Source organism: Amantichitinum ursilacus (assembly GCF_001294205.1).
GTDB lineage: Bacteria > Pseudomonadota > Gammaproteobacteria > Burkholderiales > Chitinibacteraceae > Amantichitinum > Amantichitinum ursilacus.
In genome coordinates this window covers 1-24962 of the sequence record NZ_LAQT01000036.1, presented here as the reverse complement: position 1 = coordinate 24962, position 24962 = coordinate 1, and the positions used below count along the sequence as shown (strand labels likewise).

Sequence of the window (24962 nt, the reverse complement as noted above, 5' to 3'; positions counted from 1 at the left end):
TGCGATCAAACAGGCCACGTGTCTGCCGCTGCAAGGCAGTTTGATTGACGCGCCCAACTCCGCAGTATACAGAGAGACAACGGCGTGCACCCCGCTCAGACACCCCGGATTGCCTGGTTTTGGTAGCCCCACTGGCGGCGGACTGATCCCCGGCTGGCTGCCGACCCGACTTGCGCATACTCGACAAGGTGGCGTAATGATGGCCGGCCAACAAGCAGGTAAATGAAAGCCTGAAATAGAAAGGACCTGAGTAATGATAAGAGTAATTCTGGCTGATGATCACCCATTGGCAATCGGTGGCGCCGAGGCCATTATTTCGGGCTCTCGGCATATTTCAATTGTGGCCACCTGCAACGATCCGGATCAGGTATTTGTCCAGCTCGATAAAGTGTCGTGTGACGTGCTGGTGACAGATTATTCGATGCCCGGCAGCAGTCAGGGCGATGGCCTGAGCTATTTGCGCTTTATTGCGCGTCGTTATCCTGCCACCAAAATTGTTTTGTTAACCATGATTGCCAATCCGCTCAGCCTGACGGCCGCGGAGAAATCGGGCGTTTCAGCGCTGGTTAGCAAACTGGACAAACTGGATGTTTTGATTCCGGCGATTGATGCGGCTTATGTGGGCAAACGCTATCGCTCGCCCGCCATGCAGGCGCTATTTGATAAAGTCGAAAGCGAAGCGCGCGGCAATGAGACCATTACCAAGGTATTAAGCAGTCGTGAATGCGAAGTGATGCGCATGATAGTCGAAGGTTTCACCATTACCGAAATCGCCGAGAAACTGCATCGCAGCATCAAAACCATCAGTACCCAAAAGCGCACGGCCATGCACAAATTGGGCGTGAGCAAAGATGCCGATATCTACAAGTTTGATTTCAATATGAGCGATATCAAGCTCGGGCCCAGTGAAAGCGCAAGCTAAAGCGCGTCCGCCATCGCCTGATTCACACCCCTCACAACGCCGCGCCGGTTATCCTGTGCGGCGTTTTTGCGTCCAGCCCGACCGGCAGTTCTGCCCGGTTACCTGTTTTTAAAAATTAAGAATCCACTTATCCAAACCCGCAAAAATTTCAGCCAGTCTACCGCCTCCGGAGGCTCTATCCAGCAGCCCCGGTTTGTTGGATGCGGCTGCCTGCGACGCGTGGATTGACCCCCTGCGCCTGGACCTGGCGCGTTGCATCCTGTTGAAGTCTGCGGCGCCCTATGCGCCCAACCAAGCGGGCATTTGCCATGTGTACACATCCCAAAAAAACCAATACCGGCGGCCGCCAACGGCGACGGTATTTTCGCCGCATCGGCCGCTGGCCGCGCTATGCGCTGTTGCTGATGCTCGGCAGCAGCCGTGCGCTGGCGGGCACTCTCGAACTACATAGCCGCGAGGTCTACGACGTCGGCTATGACACGCGTGATATCGATCGTCTGGTACTCAAGGATGGCGTGTTTGCCAGCATTACCGGCCTGAACGGTGCGATCAATTATCTGCCCGGCGAATCCTGGCTGCTGGGCGCCAGCACCGGGCGCAATTTCCAGTTTCTGGTGATGAATTCGCTGGGGCAGTTTGTATATAACGACCCGCAGCACGAGGTGCACCTGGGCGGCCAGCGCACCGCGCCCAACCAGCGCATTGACCGGCTGGACGACGGCCAGTCCGCCAGCCCGGCTGCGCATGTGGCGCTGGCGCGCAATACCAAGATCACCGCGGCTGTGTTTGGCGTGGCTGACCAGGCGGGTTCGGTCGGCCACAACAGCGGCTACGTTACACTGGGCCAGCACAACACCATCAATACCGACAAATTCAACGTCGGCGTCAACGCGGGTAACTATGCCGAGCTGGCATTCAATACCGCCGCGACCGCCGCCACCGATCGCTTGTACGTGCGCGGGGCCGATGGCGTCACCGCCGTAGCGCTGTTGCACATGGGCGTGGGCGAAGGCACGGACGATCAGACTTCGCGCAGCGCCAGCAATCTGGCCAGCGGTTATGTCGATATCCTCGCGGACGAGGCGCAGATGGGTTTGCTGCGTGCCGGCACGGCCAGCGCCATTAGCCAGCTCAAGCTGGGCGCGGGTGAGTTTGTGGTCGATAAGCTGTTGCTGGGGGGCGATGGCGTCGGCGCACAAGGTCGCGCCAGCGCCGATCTGTCCCTCTCCGGCACGCGTATGTCGGCGGGCGCCATCACTGTCGGCGACCAGCGCGGCAGCAGCCAGGTCTACAGCACACTCAGCCTGAGCAAAGGCGCGCAATTGCGCGTGGGCAGCGTGCTCAAGGGGGCGGGCACGGCCAATCGTGTGGCGTTATGGAATGACGCCACCATCGCTAATCGCGCCAGCAATGCCGACCTGCTGTGGCAAGGCCTTGATATCGACCTGTCGCCGGATGAGCCGCATCTTTTTTTGATTGAAGGCGCCCATGCCATCGCGCGCATTGATGCGGTGCTCGGTGCGGGCCAGGCGCGGCGCGACGTGAATGTCACCAAGCTGGGCCAAGGCACGCTGATGTTGCTGCAACCCGCCGATTATCTGGGCCTGACCCGCATCGACGCGGGCACCTTGCGCGCTGGCGTGGCCAATATGCTCAGCGCCTCCAGCAACACCAAAGGCCTGCTGATTGCGGCGGACGGCACGCTCGATCTGAACGGCTATGACCAGATTGTCTATGGGCTGACCGGCAGCGGAGCGGTGCTGCTCAGCAAGGCAGCCACGCTCAAGCTGGTGCAGGCGGCCGATCAGCAATACGGCGGCATGATCACGGGCGACGGCAAACTGGTGTTGGCGCTCGCTTCAAAAAGCGCCGTGTATACGCTAAGCGGGCAGAACAGCTATCGCGGCCTGACGCGCATCGACAGTGGCACGCTGCGGCTGGTGGATGGCGTGGGCCTCGCATCGAATATCGAAAACAACGACACGCTGATCTTTGATCTGGCCGGGTCGTTTGAATACGGCGCTGTGCTCAGTGGCAAGGGGCGCTTGCGTAAAACCGGCGTGGGCGTGCTGCGGCTGACCGAAGACAATGTCTGGACCGGCGGCACCGCCCTGGAGGCCGGCCGGCTTCAACTGTTCAACGCCAAGGCGGCGGGCGCCGGCGATATCGAAATCAAACCCGGCGCGGTGTTGATCCTGCCATTTAACAATGCCGCCTTTGCCAACACAGTGGCGGGCGCGGGCGAGGTGTTGATCACCGGGCGCGATGTGGCGCTGACTGGCGCGCATTCGGGTTTCAATGGCCTGTGGCATCTGCAGGGCTCGGCCCGCGTGGGGGCGCAATCTGCCAGCCTGGGGCAATACAGCAAGATCTGGCTGGATGGGCCGGGCAGCGTGCTCGATATGGACCGCGATACCGAAACCTGGTCGCGCGTGTTAACCGGCGACGGCCGCTTGCAAGTCACCCGCACTGGCGACGCGCTGGACAAATTCAATCTGGCCAGCAGCGTGGGCACTCAATTTGCCGGTACGCTGGCCCTCGCGCGCGGGCAATTCAATCTGGACGCCACCGCAGAAAGTGTGATGGCAAAAGCCACGCTGGAGTTGGGCCCGAGCGCCTGGTTGCGCCTGGCGCGCGACGCCAGTCTGGGCGGGCTGGCGCTGGCGGGCGGCAATCTGATGCTGGAAGAGAACGCGGATGGCACGCGGCCGCGCCTGACCGTGGGCTCGCTCGATGCCCGCGGCACTGGCACGGTGGCGCTCAAAACCAGCAATGCCAGCGCGGTGCCGACCGCCACGCAAGGCGTGTCATTTTTTGATCAGGATGACCCGACGTCGGAGCAACTGATCCGCGCCAGCGGCCGCGTGCTGGGCAATGGCGATCGCCTCAAGCTGACGCAGCTTGATTTGCTGCCCTATGCCGACCCGTTTCTGGTGTCGATTTCGGCCAGCAGCGGCCAGAAAGTGGCCACCGCCACGCATCATTACCGGCTTTCGGCGCACCCGGACGGCTTGTGGCTGGGCTACGGCTTGTCGCAGCTTGATCTGGAAGCCGGGCAGTATCTGGTGCTGGCAAATACCCGCGGCCGGGATCGTACCTTGACGGCGCAAATCACTGGCTCGGGCGGCCTGATTATCGACGCGACCGGCGAAGTGACGCTGGCCAACGCGCTCAGCAATTACAGCGGCAGTACCACCGTCACCACGGGCGACTTGCGCCTGGGCGCGAGCCAGGCGCTGGCCGCAACCAGCCAGCTGGAGGTGCGTGCGGGCAGCGGTTTTAATCTGAATGGCTACAGCCAGCGCCTGCCGACCATTTTGCTGCAGCCGCAAGCCCGGCTCGATTTCGGCAGCGGCGGCCAGTTGCAACTGGCTAACGGCGGCACCCTGGCAGGGACGCTGGGCGGCAGCGGCCAGCTTGACCTGGCCGGTGGTGTGCTCGATGTGCTCGGCAGCGCGCCCGCGCTGAACATCACCACGCGTGTGGCGCGTGCTGCGGTGCTGAATTACAGCCAGCCCGAAGCGCTGGGGCGCGGCAGTTTGCTGTTGCAAGGCACGCTGAATATGGCGCTATCCACCGCGCATGGCTGGAACGCGCCGTTGTCGGGCACCGGCACAGTGAATATCAGTGGCAACGGCAGCGTGACCGCCAATATTGGCGACGCGTTTACGGGCAATACGCGCTTGCGCTCCGGCGTGTTGATTGCAGGCGACAGTGCCAGTCACGGCTTTGGCGGCAGTGGCCTGCTGCAGGTGGACGCGCCGGCTACATTGAGCGGTTTTGGCTATGTCGGGCCCAATGTGCAAAACCTGGGCTTGATCCGCGTACAACCGCAATCGCATCTCACGCTGCGCCAGAATCTGCAACACAGCGGCACGATCGATCTGGGCGTGGGTACGCCAGGCAATATGCTGGAAATCCTGGGCGACTACGGCAGCAATAATGGCCGCATGACGCTGCAGACGGCGCTGGGCGACGATCAATCAGCCACTGACCGGCTGATCGTGCGCGGCAATACCAGCGGCAAAACCACACTGTTGGTGAACAACAAGGGTGGCAAGGGCGGGCTGACGCAGGAGGGCATCGCGCTGGTGCAGGTTGATGGCGTCTCGGCGGGCACATTTGCGCTGCAGAACCGCGTGGTGGCCGGGCCATACGAATACAGCCTGCACCAGGGCACGCCGACGCAGCAAAACGGCAACTGGTATCTGCGTTCGGTGGACACCACGCCGACGCCGCCCCCGACGCCGGTGCCGACACCCGCTCCAACGCCGGTTCCAACGCCTGCACCGACACCGGCTCCAACGCCCGCGCCGACATCGGTCCCGACACCGGCTCCAACGCCCGCGCCGACACCGGTCCCGACACCGGTCCCGACACCGGCCCCAACGCCGGTTCCAACGCCGGTTCCAACGCCCGCGCCGACGCCAGCTCCGACGCCGGTGCCAACGCCGGTGCCAACGCCGGTGCCAACGCCGGTGCCAACGCCGGTGCCAACGCCGGTGCCAACGCCGGTGCCAACACCAGTGCCGACGCCAGTACCGACACCCGCACCGACGCCAGTACCGACGCCAGCACCGACGCCAGCACCGACGCCAGCACCGACGCCCGCGCCGACGCCGGTGCCGACACCGGTCCCAACACCAGTGCCGACACCAGTGCCGACACCCGCGCCGACACCCGCGCCGACACCCGCGCCGACACCCGCGCCGACGCCGTCGCCGTCGCCGTCGCCGACACCCGCCCCAACGCCTGCGCCCCTTCCACCGCAGCCGCTGCCGCCGCAGTGGCGCGCCGAGCCCGGCATCTATCTGGCCCAGCAACAAATGGCCAATACGCTCTGGCTTTCCACGCACGCGCAGCGCAATAGCGTCAGCGGCGCAGCCAACCCGGCGCAATGGGCGCGGCTGCAGCAGCAACGCACGCGCGGTACGGCGGGCAATGGCCTGTTCAGCCTGCGCAACGACGCCAGCTTGCTGCAGTTGGGCACGGATCTCTGGCGCAGCGCCGATGCCAGTTGGCGTTTCGGCGTGATGGCCAGCCATGCGCGGGTAAACAGTCATAGTTTTGTCAGCGCCGCCGTGCCCGCCGCGCACGGCCAGATGACCGGCCTTGGCGCAGGCTTGCTGGCAGGTTGGCAAGATCCGTGGGGTGGGGCGTATATCGATACCTGGCTGCATGCCGGGCGCTTTAACCAGCGCATCACGCCGCGCGGCCTGGCCACCGAGCGTTTACGCAGCAACAGCCGCATCGGCAGCATTGAGGCGGGTTACGACCTGGCGCTGGGCACGGCGGAAGATGGGCATCTGGTGCCGCAAGCGCAGTTGTTCTATTCCAGCCTGCGCCAACCCGCGCATATCGAGCGCAACGGCACGCAAGTGCGCAGTCTGCAGCAGCCGGGCTGGTCGGGGCGGCTGGGCGTGCAAGCCTATGCGCAAGTGCTGCACGACAGCGGCCGCGTCAGCCGTCCGTATACCGGATTGCAATGGTGGCTGCAGCACGCGCAGGGCGGCGTGGCGTTTGATGGCGTGGCACTGAGTGGTGCGACGCCGCCGCAGCGGCTGGAATGGCAGTTGGGCGTTGAATCCGGCCATCCACGGGGTTGGTCCTGGTCGGCGCAAGGCGGCATCCAGGCGGGCCATGCCGACTATCTGAGCCTGACCGGGCAATTGTCCGGGCGGCTGTACTGGTAACGGTGCTGGATTGCGCTGACAAAAAAGAGGCCCACCCCGGTTTGGCCGGAGTGGGCCTTGTCCATGTCGGTACATCAATCAATCAAACAACCACTGCAACACTTGGTCCGCTTAACCGGCCTGGACGTTCCAGCCGCCGCCCAATGCTTTGTACACGGCCACCAGCTCGACATACGAATCGGATTCGGCCTGCGCCATCGCATCTTCCGCCGACAGTTGCGTACGTTCGGCATCCAGCAAGGTCAGGAAATCGACCGCGCCTTCCTTGTACTGTACGCGGGCGATATCGGCGGCGCGTTTGCTTTGCTGCGCCGATTCCACCAGGCGCGACAAACGCTGTTGCGTGCGGTTGTAGCTCAGCAATGCGCCTTCGGTTTCTTCCACCGCTTGCAGCACTGTCTGCTCGTAACGCGCCACATTGGCATCGTTGGCGGCCTGGTTGGCGCGCACTTGCGCATTAACCGCGCCTAAGCGAAACGCCGGCCAGTCCACCGAGGGCGTAATGCTCCAGGCCTTGCTGCTGGCCTGACCCAGATCGCCGCCGCGGCTGGCGATAAAGCCAAAGAAGCCACCCAGCGAAACGCGCGGAAAGCGGTCCGCCATGGCGGAGCCGATATCGGCATTGGATGCCACCAGGTTACGTTCGGCCGCTGCGATATCAGGCCGGCGCTTGATCAGATCAGCCGCATCGCCAATCGGGATCGGCCGCGAGATCGGCGCCAGCGCCACCGGCACCAGTTGCGCATCCAGGCTGCCGGGCATCACACCGGTCAACACGGCCAGGCGGTATTGCGCCACCTTGATCGTGGTTTCCAGCGGCGGCAGCGTGGCTTGCACATTGGCCAGGTTGGCCTTGGCGCGCGCCACATCCAGTTGCGTACCCTGGCCGCCGTCAACGCGGGCCTGCGTGATATCCAGCGTGGATTGCAGGTTCTTCAGGTTGCGTTCGGCCACGGCGTAGCGTTGCTGCGCGCCGCGCATCAGATAGTAGTTACGCCCGATTTCGGCCACTACCGACACGCGGGCCTGGTCCAGCCCATACACGGCGGCATCAGCGCGCGCTTTGGCGGCGGTTTCCAGATTGGCCAGACGGCCCCACAAATCGAGTTCCCAACCGGCGTCAAAGCCCGCTTGCCATGAATTGGTCAGCACGCGGTCGGTGGTGATGCCCGGTTGCTGCGCCATCTGGCGCGTGGCCTGGGCACCCAGCGTCACCGTCGGCCACCGATCAATCTCGGTGATATTGAATTGCGCCCGCGCCGCATTCACGCGCGCCAACGCAATGCGCAAATCGTGGTTGGCGTTCAGGCCCTGATCGATCAGTTTGCTTAACGTCGGGTCATCCAGTTGCGCCCACCATTGTTGCTCGACGCGGGTGGCGGCAAAGTCGGCCTTCACTGCGTTTTGCAGATGGATATCGGCTTGCGCTGGCGTCTGGTACTGCGGCCCGACCGCGCAGGCGGCCAGCCCGCCGCTGAGCATGAACGCGCTCAGCAGCTTGATGGTCGGCAGCGTCAGATGTTTAACGATGTCCATTATTTGCCCTCCAGTTGCGGCAGTGGGGCGACGGGGGTGTGCGCAATGTGCGGCTTCTTGTCGGCATGCACCAGCTTGCGCAGCAGCACATAAAACACCGGCGTCAGCAGCAAGCCAAAGAAGGTCACGCCCAACATGCCCGAGAACACGGCCGTGCCCATGGCGCGACGCATTTCGGCGCCAGCGCCGGTGGAGGTCACCAGCGGCACCACGCCCATGATGAACGCCATCGACGTCATCAGAATCGGGCGCAGACGCAAGCGGCAAGCTTCCAGTACCGCGGCCACCGGGTCCATGCCTTCCAGCTCTTCTTTTTCGCGCGCAAATTCGACGATCAGAATCGCGTTCTTGCACGCCAGCCCCACCAGCACAATCAAACCAATTTGTGTAAACACGTTGTTATCGCCATGCGTGAGCCACAGCCCGGCAATCGCCGACAACAAACCCATCGGCACGATCAGGATGACCGCCAGCGGCATGGTCCAGCTTTCGTACAACGCGGCCAGCACCAGAAACACCAGCAGCACGCACAGCGGGAACACAAACACCGCAGTATTGCCAGCCAGGATTTGCTGATAAGTCAGCTCGGTCCACTCAAACGTCATGCCATTGGGCAGCTCGGTACGCGCCAGCTTTTCCATTGCGGCTTGCGCCTGACCGGTACTAAAGCCGGGAGCCGCGCCGCCGTTGATTTCTGCGGTCACATAGCCGTTGTAATGCTGTACCCGATCCGGACCACTGGTTTCCCGCACGTTCATGAAGGCACCCAGCGGCACCATGTCGCCATTGGCGTTGCGGGTTTTAAGCCGCGCAATGTCATCGGGGCGCAGGCGGAACGACTGGTCGGCCTGGGCATTCACCTGATAGGTACGGCCAAAGCGGTTGAAGTCGTTGACGTACAGCGAGCCCAGATAAATCTGCATGGTGTCAAACGCATCGGTCAGCGCCACGCCGTGGGTTTTGGCTTTGTCGCGGTCGATATGCGCGTCGATCTGCGGCACATTCACTTCGTAACCGCTGAACATGCCCGCCAGTTCCGGCGTTTTGCTGCCCTTGGCGATCAGGTTCTGCACCTGCGTGTACATCTCGTTAAAGCCCAGCCCGCTGCGGTCTTCGATCTGCATACGGAAGCCACCAATCGTGCCCAGACCTTGTACCGGCGGCGGCGGGAAGATGGCGACAAACGCATCCTGCAGTCCGGCGTATTTGGCGTTGAGCTTGCCCGCGATGGCGCCCGCCGACAGATCTGCCGACTTGCGTTCTTCAAACGGCTTGAGCGTGACAAACAACACCCCGGCCGACGGACTATTGGTAAAGCCGTTGATCGACAAACCAGGGAAAGCCACTGCACTTTCTACACCCGGTTCTTTCAGCGCAATGGCGCTCATCGCCTTGATCACGCTTTCGGTACGGTCCAGCGTGGCCGCACCGGGCAGTTGCGCAAACGACACCAGATATTGCTTGTCTTGCTGCGGCACAAAGCCACTGGGCACGCTGTTAAAGCCCAGCACCGTCAGGCCCAGCAAACCGCCGTACACCAGCATGGCAATGGCGGAGCGACGCAGAATGCTGTGCACGCCACCCACATAGCCGTGCGAAGTGCGCACAAAAAAGCGGTTGAACGGACGGAAGAACCAGCCCAGCGCCCGGTCCATCCAGCGTGTCAGCGCGTCTTTGGGCGCGTCATGGCCTTTGAGCAATACAGCGGCCAGGGCGGGCGACAAGGTCAGCGAGTTAAAGGCCGAAATCACGGTGGAAATCGCAATCGTCAACGCAAACTGGCGATAGAACTGGCCGGTCAGGCCCGAGATAAACGCAGTCGGGATAAACACGGCGCACAGTACCAGCGCGGTGGCGACGATAGGGCCGGTCACTTCGCGCATGGCGCGGCGGGTGGCGTCCATCGGGCTCAAGCCCAGCTCGATATTGCGCTCGACGTTCTCGACCACGACGATGGCGTCATCCACCACAATGCCGATCGCCAACACCAGCCCGAACAGCGACAGCGCGTTGAGCGAAAAGCCGAACAGATGCATCAGCGCAAACGTGCCCACCAATGACACCGGCACCGCCACCAACGGGATGATCGAAGCGCGCCAGGTTTGCAGGAACAGAATAACGACCAGCACCACCAGCAAAACGGCTTCAAACAGCGTATGCACCACGGCTTCGATCGAGCTCTTCACGAACACGGTCGGGTCATACACGATCGAATAATCCACGCCTTGCGGAAAATCCTTCTTCAGGCTGGCCATGGTGGCGCGCACGTTTTTCGAGATATCGAGTGCGTTGGAGCCAGGCCGCGCAAAGATCGGGATCGCCACCGCGGGTTTGTTGTCCAGCAGCGAACGCAGCGCGTAGTTGTTGGCGCCCAGTTCAACGCGGGCAATGTCGCGCAGGCGCACGATTTCGCCATCCGCACCGCTGCGGATAATGATGTTGCCAAACTCCTGCTCGGTAACCAGACGACCTTGCGTATTGACGTTGAGCTGGTAGTTGGCGGCGTTGGATGTGGGCGATGTGCCCAGTGCGCCGGCGGCCACCTGGATGTTTTGCTCGCGCACGGCCTTGACCACGTCGGATGCGGTCAGGTTACGGCTGGCGATTTTTTCCGGGTCCAGCCACAGGCGCATCGAGTAATCACCCGCGCCAAACATCTTGACGTCACCCACGCCGTCAATCCGCGCCAGTGCGTCTTTGACCTGCAGGTTGGCGTAGTTGGACAGATACAGCATGTCGTAGCGGTTATTGGGCGAGGTCAAGTGCACAACCATGGTCAGGTCGGGCGAGCTTTTTTCCGTGGTGACGCCCAGCCGTTGTACGTCTTGCGGCAGTTGCGGCAGCGCTTGCGCCACACGGTTTTGCACTTGCACTTGCGCCTTGTCGACGTCGGTGCCCAAGGCAAAGGTGACCGTCAGCGTCATCGCGCCATCCGAGGTGGCTTGCGAAGACTGGTACAGCATGCCCTCGACGCCGTTGATGCGCTGCTCCAGCGGCGATGCCACGGTTTCGGCGATGGTTTGCGGGTTTGCGCCCGGATAGGTGGCATGCACCACCACGGTAGGCGGCACCACTTCGGGGTATTCGCTGATCGGCAATATCTTTAACGCCAATGCCCCGGCGATAAAGATGATCATCGACAGCACCGCCGCGAAGATCGGCCGCTGGATGAAGTATTGAGAGAAATTCATGGAATGTGTCCCATAGGGTGGGTCAAGACCCACCGTTCAAAGTACGTTTTCTGTGCCGCTTCATTCGGCATGACGTGATGCATAGGGCGGGACTCGGCGTCCCCGTCGTGACCCACCATCCAAAGCCGTGCAACAAGGCGCTGCAACGCGAACAGCCGTGGCACGAGCCTTTGGCTTTGAGTGGTGGGTCGTGACCCACCCTATGCGTCAGCCTCCCGCCGGGAATTGTTTATCGAGTTCGCTCGGCGCGCTCATCGGCACGGTGGTGGGGCTGACGGCCATGCCGGGGCGTACCTTCTGCAAGCCGTTCACCACAATCACGTCACCGGCTTTAAGGCCGCTGCGCACCAGGCGCAGATCATCGACGTCGCTGCCGAGTGTGACGGTGCGGTACTCCACCTTGTTGTCCTTGCCCAGCACCAGCACGTATTTCTTGCCCAGATCCGAGCCGACCGCGCGGTCGTTGATCAACAAGCCGTCGCGCTGGCCTTCGCCGATCAACTTGAGCCGCACAAACAAGCCCGGCGTGAATTCGCCGTTCTTGTTATCAAACACGGCGCGTGCCCGGATGGTGCCGGTGCGCGGGTTCACCTGGTTATCCAGAAAATCGACCGCGCCCTGGTGCGGAAAACCGTTCTCATCCGCCAGCCCCAGAAAGATCGGGTACTTGCCGTCGGCGGCGTCCACCTTGTGCAGGCGCGCCTGTTGCTGGTACTTGAGGAAGGTCTGCTCATCGGCATCGAAATACGCATACACCTTGTCGGTAGACACCACCGTGGTCAGCAAACTGGCGCCTGCCGAACTGCTGCTGACCAGGTTGCCCGGCGTAATCAGCGCATTGCTGACGCGGCCGTTGATGGGCGCGGTGATATGCGTGTAGTCGAGGTTCAGTTTGGCCGAGGCCAACGCTGCGGCCGTGCCGTCCACTTGGGCCTGCGCCGCCAGCAGCGCGGTGTTACGCGTATCGAAATCCTCGGTGCTGATGGCGTCTTGCGACTTGAGGCGTACGGCGCGCTCGGCATCCGACTTGGCCTGCGCCATATGCGCTTTGGCCGACTGGTATTCGGCGGTCAGGCGGTCCACTTCGGCCTGGAACGGGCGCGGGTCAATCTGGAACAGCAGATCGCCTTTCTTGACCACTGCGCCTTCGCGGAAATTAACCGACTGCACATAACCGCTAACGCGCGGGCGGATTTCCACGGTTTGCGGCGCTTCCAGCCGGCCGGTGAATTCATCCCAGTCGTTCAGCGATTTGTGGATTACCGACGACACGCTGACGGCGGGCGGTGGCGGGGCGGGCGGTTGCTCGTTGGCGCGGCTGTCCTGGCACGCCGACAACACGGCGGCGGCCAGCGGCGCCAGCACAAACAATGCGGCGGCAGTTTTGATGCGGCTATGCATGGTGTTTCTCCTTGGCTATTCGATGACTTGGCTTTTTTTGCGCAATCCGGATCAGGCGTTGCGCGGTTTTTGTGAGGGATTCTGTTTTGCGTGTTTGCTGCCTGCGTGTTCGGGCAAGGCCCGGCGCGGCGCGGCGCGCTATAAGGCCACCACCAGTTTTCCGACATGCCGCCCGCGCCGCAGCGCGTTGTAGGCATCGGGCGTGCGGTCAAACGGGTACACCTGTTCGATTACGGGCTTGATGCGGTTGGCGCTGAGCGCGGCCAGCAATGACTGGAACATGGCGCGGCTGCCCACGCTGATGCCGTGCAGATGAATCTGCCGTTGCAGCAAATGGGTGGCGTCAAAATCAGCCGCCTTGCCGCGCACGCCGACCAGGCTGATCTGGCCGCCCACGCGCGTGGCGTTGATCGAGCGCGGCAGTGTTTCGCCGGTCAGATCGAGCACATGATCGACGCCACGGCCATGGGTCCAGTCCTGCAAGGCGACATCCCATTCGGGCGTGCGTTGCGCGTTTAAGGTGTGGTCGGCGCCGGTGTGCAGGGCATAGCACAGCTGGTCGTCGCAGGGCGCCAGCACGGCCACTTGCGCACCCACTGCTTTGGCCAGTTGCAACGCCATCATCGCCACGCCGCCGGTGCCCAGGATCGCAACATGGTCGCCGGGGCGCAGCGGGGTGTTTTCCATCAGCGCGTGCCAGGCGGCAACGCCCGCGCACGGCAGCGTGGCGGCTTCTTCAAAACTGAGTAGATCGGGCAGTGGTAGCAAAGCGTTTTCGCAAAACACCGCGAATTCGCTGAGTACGCCGTCGCTATCGCTGCCAAAGGTACGGCGCGTGTTGTCAGCGGTGGCGTGCTGGCCGGTCCAGTCCGGATAAAACGTATTGACCACGCGCTGACCCAGATGCAAATGGCGCACTTCGCGACCCAGCTCGACAATCTCGCCCGCTGCATCCGACAACGGCACGATGGCGTGCTTGCCCGGATAGACGCGGCTGCGATCGGCGACTTCGAGGTCGCGATGATTGAGCGACGCGGCGCGTATACGCACCAGCACATCGCGCGGACCCAGTGGCGGCGTCGGGCGGCTGGTTTGCAGTCGCAGCGCGGCGCTGCCGCTGAGCAAAGGGTCGAGAACAAAGGCGCGCATGGCTGGCCGGGGCTCATCGGTTTGGTTGATGGCGGCAAGGATGGCGGCGTTGGACTGGAGCGTCTAATTGACGTTTTATGCAGATATCATCATCAGAAATGATGAGTAGGCGCAGCGCCAGCAACGGCGCGGGGGTTGCTGGCAGTAGGGTTATTGCTGCGCTGCGCAAAAATATTTGTAAAAGTTGCGCGCGGCGATAACCCTAGTGTTTATGCGGTTTTGCTGATTTGCGTGATGCTACGGCAAAAGACTATCATATTAGGTGATCAATCTTCCGGACGCTGCCCGCATGCGAGACGTAGACCTGAACCTGCTGTCGATCTTCGACACCATCATGACCGAAGGCTCGGTGACCAAGGCGGCGCAACAGCTGGCGATGACGCAATCGGCGGTCAGTAATGCCGTTGCGCGCATGCGGCTGGTGTGGAAAGACCCGCTGTTTATCAAGGAAGGCCGCGGCATCCGGCCCACCCCTAAAGCCAGCGCCATCTGGCGCGATATTGGCCTGCCGCTGGCCACCATCCGCGAAACCGTCAACCCGGCGCCGTTTGACCCGGCCACCACCGCGCGACGCTTTCGCCTGGCGACCACTGATTTCATTACCTATCCGCTGTGGCCGCCGTTGCGCAATCTGCTGGATGCGCGCGCGCCGGGCATCGATATCCTGGCCGTGCCCCCCAAAGTGACTGCCATCCGCGAGCAACTGGCGGATAACGAAATCGATCTGGCGGTCGGGATGAAAACGCCGTTGGGTGAAGAGATTAAATCGAAATGGATGTTCGATATTTCGTTTGTCTGCGCCATGCGCCGTAACCATCCGCTGGCGGCACGGCCGCTGACGCTGGATAGCTATCTGATGGCCGACCATTTGCTGGTGTCGCTTTCGGGTGATCCGGTGGGTGTGGTGGATGAGTTGCTGCTGCAACGTAATCTGCGCCGCCGTGTGGCGATGACGGTGAACTCGTTCTATGGCGTGGTGGATTTGCTGGCTTCGTCCAACCTGATCAGCGTAGTGCCCGAAAGCGTGGTGCGCACGCATCCGCGTCGCGCCGAAATCCATGCGGTGCCGGTGCCGTTTGAAATGCCGATCTTCCAGTCGCACATGGTGTGGCACACGCGCTACGACCGCGACCCCGGTCATATCTGGTTGCGCGAAACCATTATCGATCTGTGCATGCGTCTGTGCAGCGCGCGCGGCGGCGAATGCCCGCTGGCCATGCCGCTGGAGATGGGGCAGGCGGTGACGGATGAGATGCCGGAGTCGGTGGTGTTTGCGGTTTGATTTGATGCAATGCGCATAGGGTGGATCAAGACCCACCTATCAAAGCCGCCGAAAAGTACCGTATGCGTGCGCCTACGTTTTTATGGGCGCCTTTGATGGGTGGGTCTTGACCCACCCTATGGACGCTCAAAACGCAAAAAAGCCCGGCGAGCCGGGCTTTTTTGATTCGAAGGCTGCGAGCGCTTAAGGAGCGATAGCGCAGATTTCGAACAGGCTGTTGCATTTGGCGGCATTGAGCACCGCTTGCACTTGCGGGGTGCAGCCGAGCAGCGAAACCGGACGGCCCTTGGCGCGCACATTCAGGCGCTTCAGTTGCGCGACAGCAGCGGTGTCCATGTATTGCACGTTTTCGAAATCGACATGCAGCTCGTTCAGATCCGGATGAGCCAGTGCTTCAAGCGCTTTGCGGTTGAAATCTTGCAGGGCGTCAGACGTGAAATGGCGGGAAAGCGTCAGACGGGCGATATCGCCGTTCAGGGTCAATGCTGTTTCCAAAGCTGCTGTCCTTGTGAGTATTGGGGTACACGTATCTCTATGGCGTGTATTTTACCAACACTCGCAAGTCGCGGAATTAAATAGGAAAAATTACCGTTGATTTTTAAAAAATACCCGTAATCGGGTAATCGGCGCTACTTGCCGCAGCGCAGTATCGGTCAACTACATTTACCCAATCCAGCCCACGTAATAGGCATAAAAGCGCTGTGTTTATGCGGCCTTAGCATATTGGAGTGGCCAATCTTTGCGCTACATCAAATCTGCGTGAGAAAACTGGAAAAATGTAGTCGTAGTTGGACTACAACTTTTTTGGCCGCAAAGATGACGGTTAATTACAACAAAAAAGCGTTTAAAACGGCCGATTTCTCCATTGTCAAGCCCCCTCGGTCAACCCCTGGTGATGTGGCGCGGCAGTTTGTCGGTAACTGCCGCGCCCTTCGCAACACAACCGTTCACTTATAAATAGCGGGCTTCCAGATGCTTGCGGAAGAAGGCCGGGTTCAGCGTTTCCCCCGTCGCGCGGGTAATCAGGTCGGCCGTGGAGAAGCGGCTGCCATGCTGCCACACGTTTTCTTTAAGCCAACCCGACAATGACTGCAGATTGCCCGCCGCAATCGCATCATCCAGCCCCGGCACCGCGTTGCGCGCCGCCTGGAACAACTGCGCTGCGTACATGGCGCCCAGCGTGTAGGTCGGAAAGTAGCCAAACGAGCCATCGGTCCAGTGGATGTCTTGCATGCAACCGTTGCGATAATCACCGCGCGTATCGATGCCCAGATATTGCTGCATCTTGTCGGCCCACAGCGTGGGGATATCGTCGACTTCAATCTCGCCTTCGATCAGCGCGCGTTCGATTTCGTAACGCAGGATGACGTGCAGCGGATAGCTGACCTCGTCCGCATCCACGCGGATGTGGCCCGGTTTAACGCGTTGGTTTAGCGCAATAAAATTATCCAGCTGCAGCGCGGGTTGCTGACCAAACTGCTCAATCACCCACGGATGCAGCACGCGCAAAAAGGCTGGACTGCGCGCCAGTTGCATCTCAAACAACAGGCTTTGCGACTCATGCACACCCATGGAGCGCGCCCGGCCCATCGGTTGGCTTAGCCATTCGCCCGGGCGGTTCTGTTCGTAACGCGCGTGGCCGGTTTCATGAATGATGCCCAGCAGCGCGGGCAGAAAATCGTCGTCCTTGTAACGCGTGGTGATGCGCACGTCTTGCGGTACACCGCCGCAGAACGGATGGGTACTAACGTCCACACGGCCTTGTTCAAAGTTAAAGCCTAACAACTGCATGACTTGCAGGCCCAGCGCGCGCTGGCGTTCGGTGGCAAACGGGCCCTGCAAAGGGACTGGCGTGCTCTGCGCTTGTTTGGCCACAACTTGTTGCAACAGTCCGGGCAGCCAGGTTTTCAGATCACCAAAGATGCGGTCCAGATCCGCCGCGCGCAGGCCGGGCTCATACAGATCCAGCATCGCGTCATAGCGCGAGGTGCCCGCTGCCTCGGCGCGGATTTGCGCCTCTTGCCGCGCCAGCTTGACCACTTCGCGCAAATTGTCGGCAAAGCCATTCCAGTCATTGGCGGGCCGTTGCGTCCGCCAGGCGTGCTCGCAACGCGCGCCAGCCAGCGTGCGGGCCTCCACCAGCCAGTCTGGCAGCACCACGGTGTTGTGCCAGGTGCGATGCATTTCGTGCAGATTGGCGCGTTCCAGCTCGTTCAGATTTTCATGGCCGACATCTTTAAACCACTCGCCCACGCGCGCATCGGTGAGGATCTGGTGGCGCAGCAGATCCAGCTCGGCCATCGCCTCGGAGCGCGCCTGGCTGCTTTGCGGCGACATCATCGCGGCGCTATCCCAACCGGCAATCGCGGACAGGTGGTCGAAGCGGGACAAGCGGGTAAACGTGTGATGCAGTTGGGTATAAGCAGGCGTCATGATCAGGGGCAAACCGGCGTGCAATGGGGAGGGCCGCAGTATACCGCTGTGCGTGCCAAACGCTGGCACAGTCCTGGATTGTAGACCGCGTATGCGGGCCGCAGCGCTGGCGTTTTGCCTGTTATTTCGGCAAATTGCGGCAGTGGCAACGCCGGGCGTCCGCCTTTTTGGATGTTTTTGTATTGGAGACGCTACATTTCTTCAAAAAGGGCTGACAAAAAGAGTAAATGTTCGGCTATGCTATACGCGGGCACATGCCCAAATCTCTATTTTCAGGATCAGTTAGAAATGGCAACCGGTACAGTTAAGTGGTTCAACGACGCCAAAGGCTTTGGCTTTATCACTCCCGATGAAGGCGGCGACGACCTGTTCGCACACTTCTCCGCGATTCAAGGCAACGGTTTCAAGACCTTGAAAGAAGGCCAACGCGTGAGCTTCGAGATCACCACAGGCCAGAAAGGCAAGCAAGCCTCGAACATCCAGGCTAACTAATTCGGTTAGCCAGACGAAAAGCCCGCGGAAGCGGGCTTTTTTTTGCGCGGAGGCTGCTGCGGGGGCCAGCTTGCGTCCCGGCGGTGCCGGACGCTGTTGATGCTGGCAATGCGCCGGGCTGTTCCCAAGGCCAGGGCCAAAACCAAAGCTACTTCTCAAGCCGACGCCAAGGCCGTGCGATGGCGAATAAAAAACGCGGCCATTACGGCCGCGTTTTGCGTTGCGAATGCCTCATCGCAGTGCGTTACTGGTAGCTCAATCCAAACCCATAAGCAAACAACGGGTGGGCAGTGTCGTGGGGGACGTCTTCCAGTTGCGCTTCCACTTCGGCCATTGACGACGGCAGTTCAAACGGCAGCTTGCCTTGGGGCTTGCCCACGCCGGTCAGCACGTCAAACAGCGCGGTGTCGTTAGCGCCGAAGTTGGCGACAATCGAAGTCACTTTGTCGACCACATTGGTCAGGATGGCCGGGCGATCCATGTAGACGGCAACCACCGATTTGGGCGCCAGCGCGGCTTGTTTGATAGCTTCATAGTCGGCCTGGCCGTCGGCAAACGCCAGGCTACCTTCGTGTTGCATCGAGCCAAACACATAGTGCGGGTGTAGCGTCTCAAACGGCGTGCTGACGCGGACGATGGCGACGTCGGCTTCTTGCGGCGTGGCGACCACGGTGTAGCCATACTTGGCGGCCGTGGCGGCGTCGATGCCGTACAGCCATACCTTCTTGCCAGTGGCGCTCATCGGCAGCAGATTGCCGCTGTTTTGCAGCAGCACCATGGCTTTACGTTGCGTATCGAGCGCGACGGCCTGGAAGTCGGCGTTGCCCACCACGGTTTTAGCGGCGGCCGAATCCACATACGGATGGTCGAACAAGCCTTGCTGGAATTTCTGCAGCAGGATGCGATACACCGAGTCATTCAGCCGCGTTTCCGCCAGCAAACCCTGGTTGACGGCCTGCACCAGGTATTCCGGCTCTTCCGCGCCGCCAAACTGGTCCATGCCGGCGTTTACCGATTTCACATAGCGTTGCAGTTTGGTGGCGGTTTCCATGCCCCACGGCGTGCCGAAGCCCGCAAAGCCTGGCGTGCCGGGCCAGCCGTTCAGACAGTTGTTATCGCAGTCAGACATGATGCCCCAGTCCGACAACACCACGCCTTTAAACGCATATTTGCCGCGCAGCAGATCGGTAAGCAGCGCTTTGTCGAAGCCTGCGCCGACTTGTTCCAGCGTGATGCCATCGACAGTGACGGACGCATCGGGCTCCGAATACGTCGGCATGATCGATGCGGCATTGGCGGCAAATGCGCCTTCAAACGGCTTGAGGTGATACGCAAAATTGTTGCCCGGATAGGTGGCATAACGACCGTAGTAGTTATGGCTATCAAAGCCCGATTTTTGCGCGCCGTAGCCCACCCAGTGTTTGACGACGGCCAGCACGCTCTTGTTGGTCAGGCCGGTGCTGCCGCCCTGGAAGCCCTCGATATACGCCTGGACCTGCGCTTTGGCGACATCGGCATCTTCGCCAAAAGTGCCGTTGATGCGCGCCCAGCGCGGCTCGGTGGCCAGATCGGCTTGCGGCGACAACGCCTGGGTAATGCCGACGGCCAGATATTCCTGGCGCGCAATATCGCCAAATTTACGTGTCAAAGTCGCGTCATTGAGCGCAGCAAAGCCCAGGGTCTCAGGCCATTGCGAGAAACCGGTACCCGTGGCGCTGGCGCCGACGGTGTACTGAAAGTGGTTGCGCGGGTCGGTGGAGATCGACACCGGAATACCCAGTCGTGAAGCCTCGGCCAGCGTCTGGATCTTGTTGTATTGCTCGGCCATGGTGGTGGCGTCGCCGCTCATGCGGGTGATGTAGGTAAAGATGGCTTTGTCGTTGATCTGCGTGCCCAGCGTGGTCAGATCGTACGAGGTGCCGGTGCCCACGCCCGTGGTGTCGTTCAGCACGGGCGCGGTGCCATGCATCATCAGGCCGGCTTTCTCAGCCAGCGTTAAGCGGCTGACCAGGTCTTTGGCGCGCACGTCGGCGCCCAGACGCCAGTCTTCATACGGTTCCAGCTTGCCGTCCTTGTTCAAGTCCTTGAACTTGAGGCCTTCGACAGTCAGCAGGTTCAGCGAGGTATAGCCCAGGTCCAGCTGCGGCGTATTGCTGATATTTTCATCGTCGTTGCCACTACCGCAGGCGGCCAGGCTGAAGGCCAGGACGGTAATGGTTGCGGCGCCGGCAGACGCGCGCATTGCACGATGCAAATGCGGGGAGAGGTGAGAGGCAGTCGTCGTCATCGGTGCTTTCCTTGATACGTGATGGATGCGATTTTTGGTTTTGTCCGGCTCATGTCGAGCCGTGTCTCACTGTACTCAGCGCACTATGTAGTGCTTTACCAGCGACAACATGTTTTTAACTTTCGGGTGCAGCGTCGATGCTGCAGCGCAGCAGGCGGACGGGGTGCCTACACAGGCGTATGGGTCGCAAAGCCTTGCTGGATGCGGCCTGGCGCGATTCTCAAATCTTTCAGGGTAAGACAGCATCCTAGAGGCTTTACCTGATGGCAGCGGCGCTACGGGCTGGCACGATGGCACAACAAAATCACACACAGTCAACGCACGCCAGGAGGCCGCATGCCCGCCCGATTCGGCAACCATGCCCGCACGGTGTCCAACCGTATTGCGCTGTACGCCATGCACGCGGCTGAACAGCAGGGCGTTGGCCCACAGTTGTTTGCCGCGCGCACCGGCATCAGTGCCCCCGATCTGCAAGACCCCAAAGGCCGTATCGACGCCGAACGCCATCGGCGCATGACCGATTTGATGGCCGAACTGCGGCCGCGTCTGGATTTGCACACTGCGCAAAGCATGGGGCTGTTCCCCGATTTTCCGGTACTGGGCAGCTTGTGTCTGAACGCCCGCACCGCGCGCGAAGCCATCGTGGCGTTTCTGGACTACCGCGCGCTGATCGGGGAATTTGATTTTTTGCTGTTCCGGCCGCAAGCCGGGCAGAGCAGCTTTGAATACATCGCCGAATTCGCGCCCAATACCGGGTTTCAGGCGCTGTCCAATTTTCTGGTGCTGGCGCAACTCATCCGAAGTTACGATCAGGGCGCGCGCACGCTGTTCCGGGTGGAACTGGTCGGGCCCTCGATCGGTATGGCCGATCTGGCCGAGTGTTTTGGCGCACCGGTGCGCTTTGATGCCGCGGTTAACCGCATGACCTTATCCAGCGCGCAGCTGGATATCCCGTTCGCGCAATACAACGCCTCGCTCGCGCCGTTTTTGCTGGGCCAGGCGCAACAAGAACTGGCGCGCATCCAGCGACTGCATCTGTTTTCGGCGCAAGTGGAAAACGTGATCGCCGAGTTGCTACATGCCGACAGTGGCGATGTGCGCAAGGCATCGTTGCTGGCGCAAATCTGCGAGCGATTGGGCACGTCGCGCTGGACGCTACATCGGCAATTGCAGCAAGAAGGCGTGCATTTCAGTGAGCTGGAAACGCGCGTTAAAGTCAGCGAAGCGCGTCGGCTGTTAAGCCAGACGCGCTGGAGTCTGGGCCAGATCAGCGAGCAGTTGGGTTTTTCATCGCAAAGCGCCTTTACGCGCTTCTTTAAAAGCCAGCATGAACTGGCGCCGCTGGCCTTTCGCCAGCGTGCGCACGGATGATGCGCACGCCAACAGGCCGGAGCGCAAGGGCGCAAAGGCTTAGCCCGTGCCGCCGGTGATGCCGTAAATCTCGCCCGTTACATAGCTCGACTCTTCCGAGGCCAGCAGTACATACAGCGGCGCCAGTTCGACCGGCTGGCCGGGGCGGCCGAACACCGATTGTTCGCCGAAATGCTCCACCTTTTCTTGCGACTGGCCGCCGCTGGGTTGCAGCACGGTCCAGATCGGGCCCGGCGCAACCGCATTCACGCGGATGCCTTTGCTGATCACCTGTTTGGCCAGCGCCTTGGTAAACGCCAAAATCGCCGCTTTGGTGGTGGCGTAATCCAGCAGGCTCTCGGACGGCTTGGTGGCCTGGATCGAGGTGGTGTTGATAATCGTCGCGCCCGGCGGCAGCAGCGGCACCGCGGCCTGGCAAATCCAGAACAAGGCGTAGACGTTGGTTTTCATCGTGGCGTCAAACTGCTCGCTGCTGATATCGGCGATGTCGTCCACCGACACCTGCTTGCCCGCCACATTGGTCACGATATCCAGCCCGCCCAGCGCCACATGCGCCTGGCCGACCAGTTCGCGGCAGAAGGCCTCGCTGCTGATGTCGCCAGGAATGCAGATGGCTTTGCGGCCCTCGGCTTCAATCAGCTTGACCACTTCTTGCGCATCGGGCTCTTCCTCGGGCAGATAGTTAAGCACCACGTCCGCGCCTTCACGCGCATAGGCAATCGCCGCCGCGCGGCCGATGCCGGAATCCGCGCCGGTGACCAGGGCCTTGCGGCCTTGCAGCCGGCCGTGCCCGACATAGCTGGTTTCGCCGTGATCCGGCTTGGGGATCATCTCGCGCGCCAGCCCCGGCGCTTGTTGCGGTTGCTTGGGAAAAGGCGGCTTGGGGAACAGATCGACTGGGTTGCGCAAGGTCATGGTGCGGTCCTCGTGGTGGATCGAATAAGGCGTCTATGGTCGCGCTTCAGCCGCACGCTGTTTATAAGCGCACGCCGCAGCCGCACGTGAGAACGGCGGCGTATGTGCTGTCGCACTTCCGGCATCCACTGCGGGTGTCTATGATTCGGACTCTTCAAGACAGATCGGAATGCCGCCATGCGTTGGGATGAAATGCGGGAAAGTCAAAACGTCGAGGACCGGCGCGCGGAGGGCGGGGGCGGCGGTGGCTTTGGCGGCGGCGGTGTGCGCCTGGGTCTTGGCGGCATCGCGGTGGTGGTGGTCGTCGGCCTGCTGTTCGGCAAAAGCCCGATGGAAATGCTGGCGTTGGTCTCCAACCTGCAAAACGGCGCGCCCACGCAGCAGCACGCACCCGCTCATCGCGCTACGCCACCGGTCGGCAGCAGCGATAACGACCAGACCGCCGTCAAAGTCAAAAAAGTGCTGGGCGATACTGAAGATACCTGGAAACAGATTTTTGCCGCATCCGGTCGCAGTTATCAGCCGCCGCGGCTGGTGCTGTTTCGCGGCGGCGTCAATTCGGGCTGTGGCTTTACCGGCTCGGAAGTCGGCCCGTTTTATTGCCCGTCCGATCAGAAGGTGTATCTGGATCTTGGATTTTTTGATGAGCTGAAACAGCGCTTTGGCGCGCCGGGTGAATTTGCCCAGGCCTATGTGGTGGCGCATGAAGTCGGCCATCACGTGCAGAACCTGCTGGGCATCTCGGACAAAGTGCATCAGCGCATGCAGCAGCTTAACCCTACCGGCCGCAATGCGCTGTCGGTGCGGCTGGAACTGCAGGCCGATTGTTTTGCTGGCGTGTGGGGCCACGAAGCGGCGCAGCGCAATATCATCACCGGCGCGGAAATGCAGCAGGCGCTCGTGGCCGCCAACGCCATTGGTGACGACACGCTGCAACGCAATGCAGGCCGCAGCGTTGCGCCGGATTCGTTTACTCACGGGTCTTCGGCGCAACGGCAGCACTGGTTTCAGGTAGGTTTTGACAGCGGCAGCGTGGACGCCTGCAATACCTTTGTGCGGTCCAGACCGGCCACCGGCCCGGCCGCTGCCCGATAATCAGCGGGCGCTGGCTGCTTTGGCGTTGCTGGCGCTCAGTTGCTTGATCAGGCCATCAATGCCATCGCTGCGGATGACAGTGCCAAACTGGTTGCGGTGACTGTTGATAAAGCTGATGCCCTCCACCGAAATGTCATAGACCTTCCAGCCCGCCGCGGTTTGTTCAAACATCAAATCCAGCGAAATCGGGTTTTGCCCCGCCTGGTTGACCACGCTATGCACCGATTGCTCGTCGGGCGTATCACCGGCGCGCGCGCCTTTGACGTCGACCTGCGCGTCTTTGTGGTTGCTAAGCACCGACAGCCAGGTGCGGACCAGCATGGTGCGGAATTGCGTGGTCAGCGCGGCTTGTTGCTCGGGCGTGGCAGTGCGCCAGTAACGCCCTACGGCCAGCGCGGTCATGCGGGTAAAGTCGGCCAGCGGCGTCAGGCGCGCATCGGCCAACTGATGTTGCTTAGCCTGGTCTTTGTCATTGGCGCTGATGATATCAAGCACATCTTTGCTGACACCACGCACGATGGCTTCCGGGCTGGCGGCGGCCAATGCATCGGCCGACGTCGCCGCCATGGCTGCAGTGGGTAGCAACGCGGCAAGTACGGTCACAGCAATCCAGCGGGTAATGCGGGTCATGACGGCGGTCCTTGTGGTGGCGATCAGGTGATCGGCAATGGTTATGACCGCTAGAGTGCAGCAAAAGCATGAAACAAGCGTGACTGTATGTTACCTCGCGTAATCAATCACCCGTGATTTGAGACGAGCAACACATCAGGGTGGTGATATCTACCTACGCCCGATTTGCGCATAGGGTGGGTCGAGACCCACCAACCAAAGTGGCATGCCAGGAACACTGTTTTGGCTACGGCTTTGAAAGGTGGCTCGTGACCCACCCTATGCATGGAGGAGAGATCTTCATAGGGTGGGTCGAGACCCACCAACCAAAGTAGCATGCCAGGAACACTCTTCTTGGCTATGGCTTTGAAAGGTGGGTCGAGACCCACTCTATGCATGGCGATGAGATCTTCATAGGGTGGGCCGAGACCCACCAACCGAAGTGGCATGCCAGGAACACTGTTTTGGCTACGGCTTTGAAAGGTGGCTCGTGACCCACCCTATGCATGGAGGAGAGATCTTCATAGGGTGGGTCGAGACCCACCAACCAAAGTAGCATGCCAGGAACGACTCTTCTTGGTCGTAT

The 24962-nt window shown here is 61.2% G+C and carries 15 protein-coding genes; 6 read left to right on the top strand and 9 right to left on the bottom strand.

Features of this window, described 5'->3' with window-relative positions:
- Positions 1-253 precede the first annotated feature (253 nt).
- Both WG78_RS19325 and WG78_RS19320 read left to right on the top strand, forming a co-directional pair.
- A complete protein-coding gene (locus tag WG78_RS19325; RefSeq protein WP_053939481.1) occupies positions 254-922 on the top strand; it encodes a response regulator in 669 nt (222 codons plus the stop codon).
- Positions 923-1230: 308 nt separating this feature from the next.
- Positions 1231-6615 (top strand): autotransporter outer membrane beta-barrel domain-containing protein, encoded by a 5385-nt coding sequence (locus WG78_RS19320; RefSeq protein WP_161805159.1) that lies wholly within the window; start codon positions 1231-1233, stop codon positions 6613-6615.
- Positions 6616-6726: 111 nt separating this feature from the next.
- Here the strand turns inward: WG78_RS19320 and WG78_RS19315 are convergent, their stop codons facing one another.
- From WG78_RS19315 to WG78_RS19300, 4 genes are all read right to left on the bottom strand, one after another.
- The gene (locus tag WG78_RS19315; protein ID WP_053939479.1) at positions 6727-8151 is read right to left on the bottom strand and encodes an efflux transporter outer membrane subunit; all 1425 of its coding nucleotides are present in this window, start codon (positions 8149-8151) and stop codon (positions 6727-6729) included.
- Positions 8151-11342, bottom strand: a complete 3192-nt coding sequence (locus WG78_RS19310; RefSeq protein ID WP_083459416.1) for an efflux RND transporter permease subunit — start codon at positions 11340-11342, stop codon at positions 8151-8153. The genes WG78_RS19315 and WG78_RS19310 overlap by 1 nt, the downstream gene beginning before the upstream one ends.
- Positions 11343-11549: 207 nt before the next feature.
- Positions 11550-12743: an efflux RND transporter periplasmic adaptor subunit gene (locus WG78_RS19305; protein ID WP_053939478.1), complete on the bottom strand. Its 1194-nt coding sequence runs from the start codon at positions 12741-12743 to the stop codon at positions 11550-11552.
- Positions 12744-12881: 138 nt separating this feature from the next.
- The gene (locus tag WG78_RS19300; RefSeq protein ID WP_053939477.1) at positions 12882-13892 is read right to left on the bottom strand and encodes a zinc-dependent alcohol dehydrogenase family protein; all 1011 of its coding nucleotides are present in this window, start codon (positions 13890-13892) and stop codon (positions 12882-12884) included.
- Positions 13893-14181: 289 nt separating this feature from the next.
- Here WG78_RS19300 and WG78_RS19295 point away from each other — a divergent pair, with 289 nt between their 5' ends.
- Positions 14182-15174: a LysR family transcriptional regulator gene (locus tag WG78_RS19295; RefSeq protein ID WP_053939476.1), complete on the top strand. Its 993-nt coding sequence runs from the start codon at positions 14182-14184 to the stop codon at positions 15172-15174.
- Positions 15175-15357: 183 nt separating this feature from the next.
- On the opposite strand, the gene WG78_RS19290 is transcribed toward WG78_RS19295, so the two are convergent.
- Entirely contained in the window at positions 15358-15669 is a 312-nt protein-coding gene (locus WG78_RS19290; protein WP_161805158.1) for an STAS domain-containing protein, read from the bottom strand.
- Positions 15670-16125: 456 nt separating this feature from the next.
- Positions 16126-17607 (bottom strand): carboxypeptidase M32, encoded by a 1482-nt coding sequence (locus WG78_RS19285; protein WP_053939629.1) that lies wholly within the window; start codon positions 17605-17607, stop codon positions 16126-16128.
- Between the two features lie 288 nt (positions 17608-17895).
- On the opposite strand from WG78_RS19285, the gene WG78_RS19280 reads away from it, so the two are divergent.
- Positions 17896-18099 carry a cold-shock protein gene (locus WG78_RS19280; RefSeq protein ID WP_053939474.1) on the top strand — a complete coding sequence of 68 codons (204 nt, stop codon included), beginning with the start codon at positions 17896-17898 and terminating at the stop codon, positions 18097-18099.
- Positions 18100-18343: 244 nt separating this feature from the next.
- Here WG78_RS19280 and WG78_RS19275 read toward each other — a convergent pair whose 3' ends face one another.
- On the bottom strand, positions 18344-20386 hold the full coding sequence (locus WG78_RS19275) for a glycoside hydrolase family 3 protein (RefSeq protein ID WP_152969307.1): 2043 nt from the start codon (positions 20384-20386) through the stop codon (positions 18344-18346).
- A 336-nt stretch (positions 20387-20722) separates the two neighbouring features.
- Here WG78_RS19275 and WG78_RS19270 point away from each other — a divergent pair, with 336 nt between their 5' ends.
- Entirely contained in the window at positions 20723-21757 is a 1035-nt protein-coding gene (locus WG78_RS19270) for a helix-turn-helix transcriptional regulator (protein WP_053939472.1), read from the top strand.
- A 39-nt stretch (positions 21758-21796) separates the two neighbouring features.
- Here WG78_RS19270 and WG78_RS19265 read toward each other — a convergent pair whose 3' ends face one another.
- The gene (locus tag WG78_RS19265) at positions 21797-22672 is read right to left on the bottom strand and encodes an SDR family oxidoreductase (RefSeq protein ID WP_053939471.1); all 876 of its coding nucleotides are present in this window, start codon (positions 22670-22672) and stop codon (positions 21797-21799) included.
- 177 nt (positions 22673-22849) lie between these two features.
- Here WG78_RS19265 and ypfJ point away from each other — a divergent pair, with 177 nt between their 5' ends.
- Entirely contained in the window at positions 22850-23767 is a 918-nt protein-coding gene (ypfJ, locus tag WG78_RS19260; RefSeq protein WP_053939470.1) for a KPN_02809 family neutral zinc metallopeptidase, read from the top strand.
- Here ypfJ and WG78_RS19255 read toward each other — a convergent pair whose 3' ends face one another.
- Positions 23768-24397, bottom strand: coding sequence for an MlaC/ttg2D family ABC transporter substrate-binding protein (locus WG78_RS19255; protein WP_236692084.1), 630 nt, complete (start codon positions 24395-24397; stop codon positions 23768-23770). It lies immediately after the preceding gene.
- Between the last annotated feature and the right edge of the window lie 565 nt (positions 24398-24962).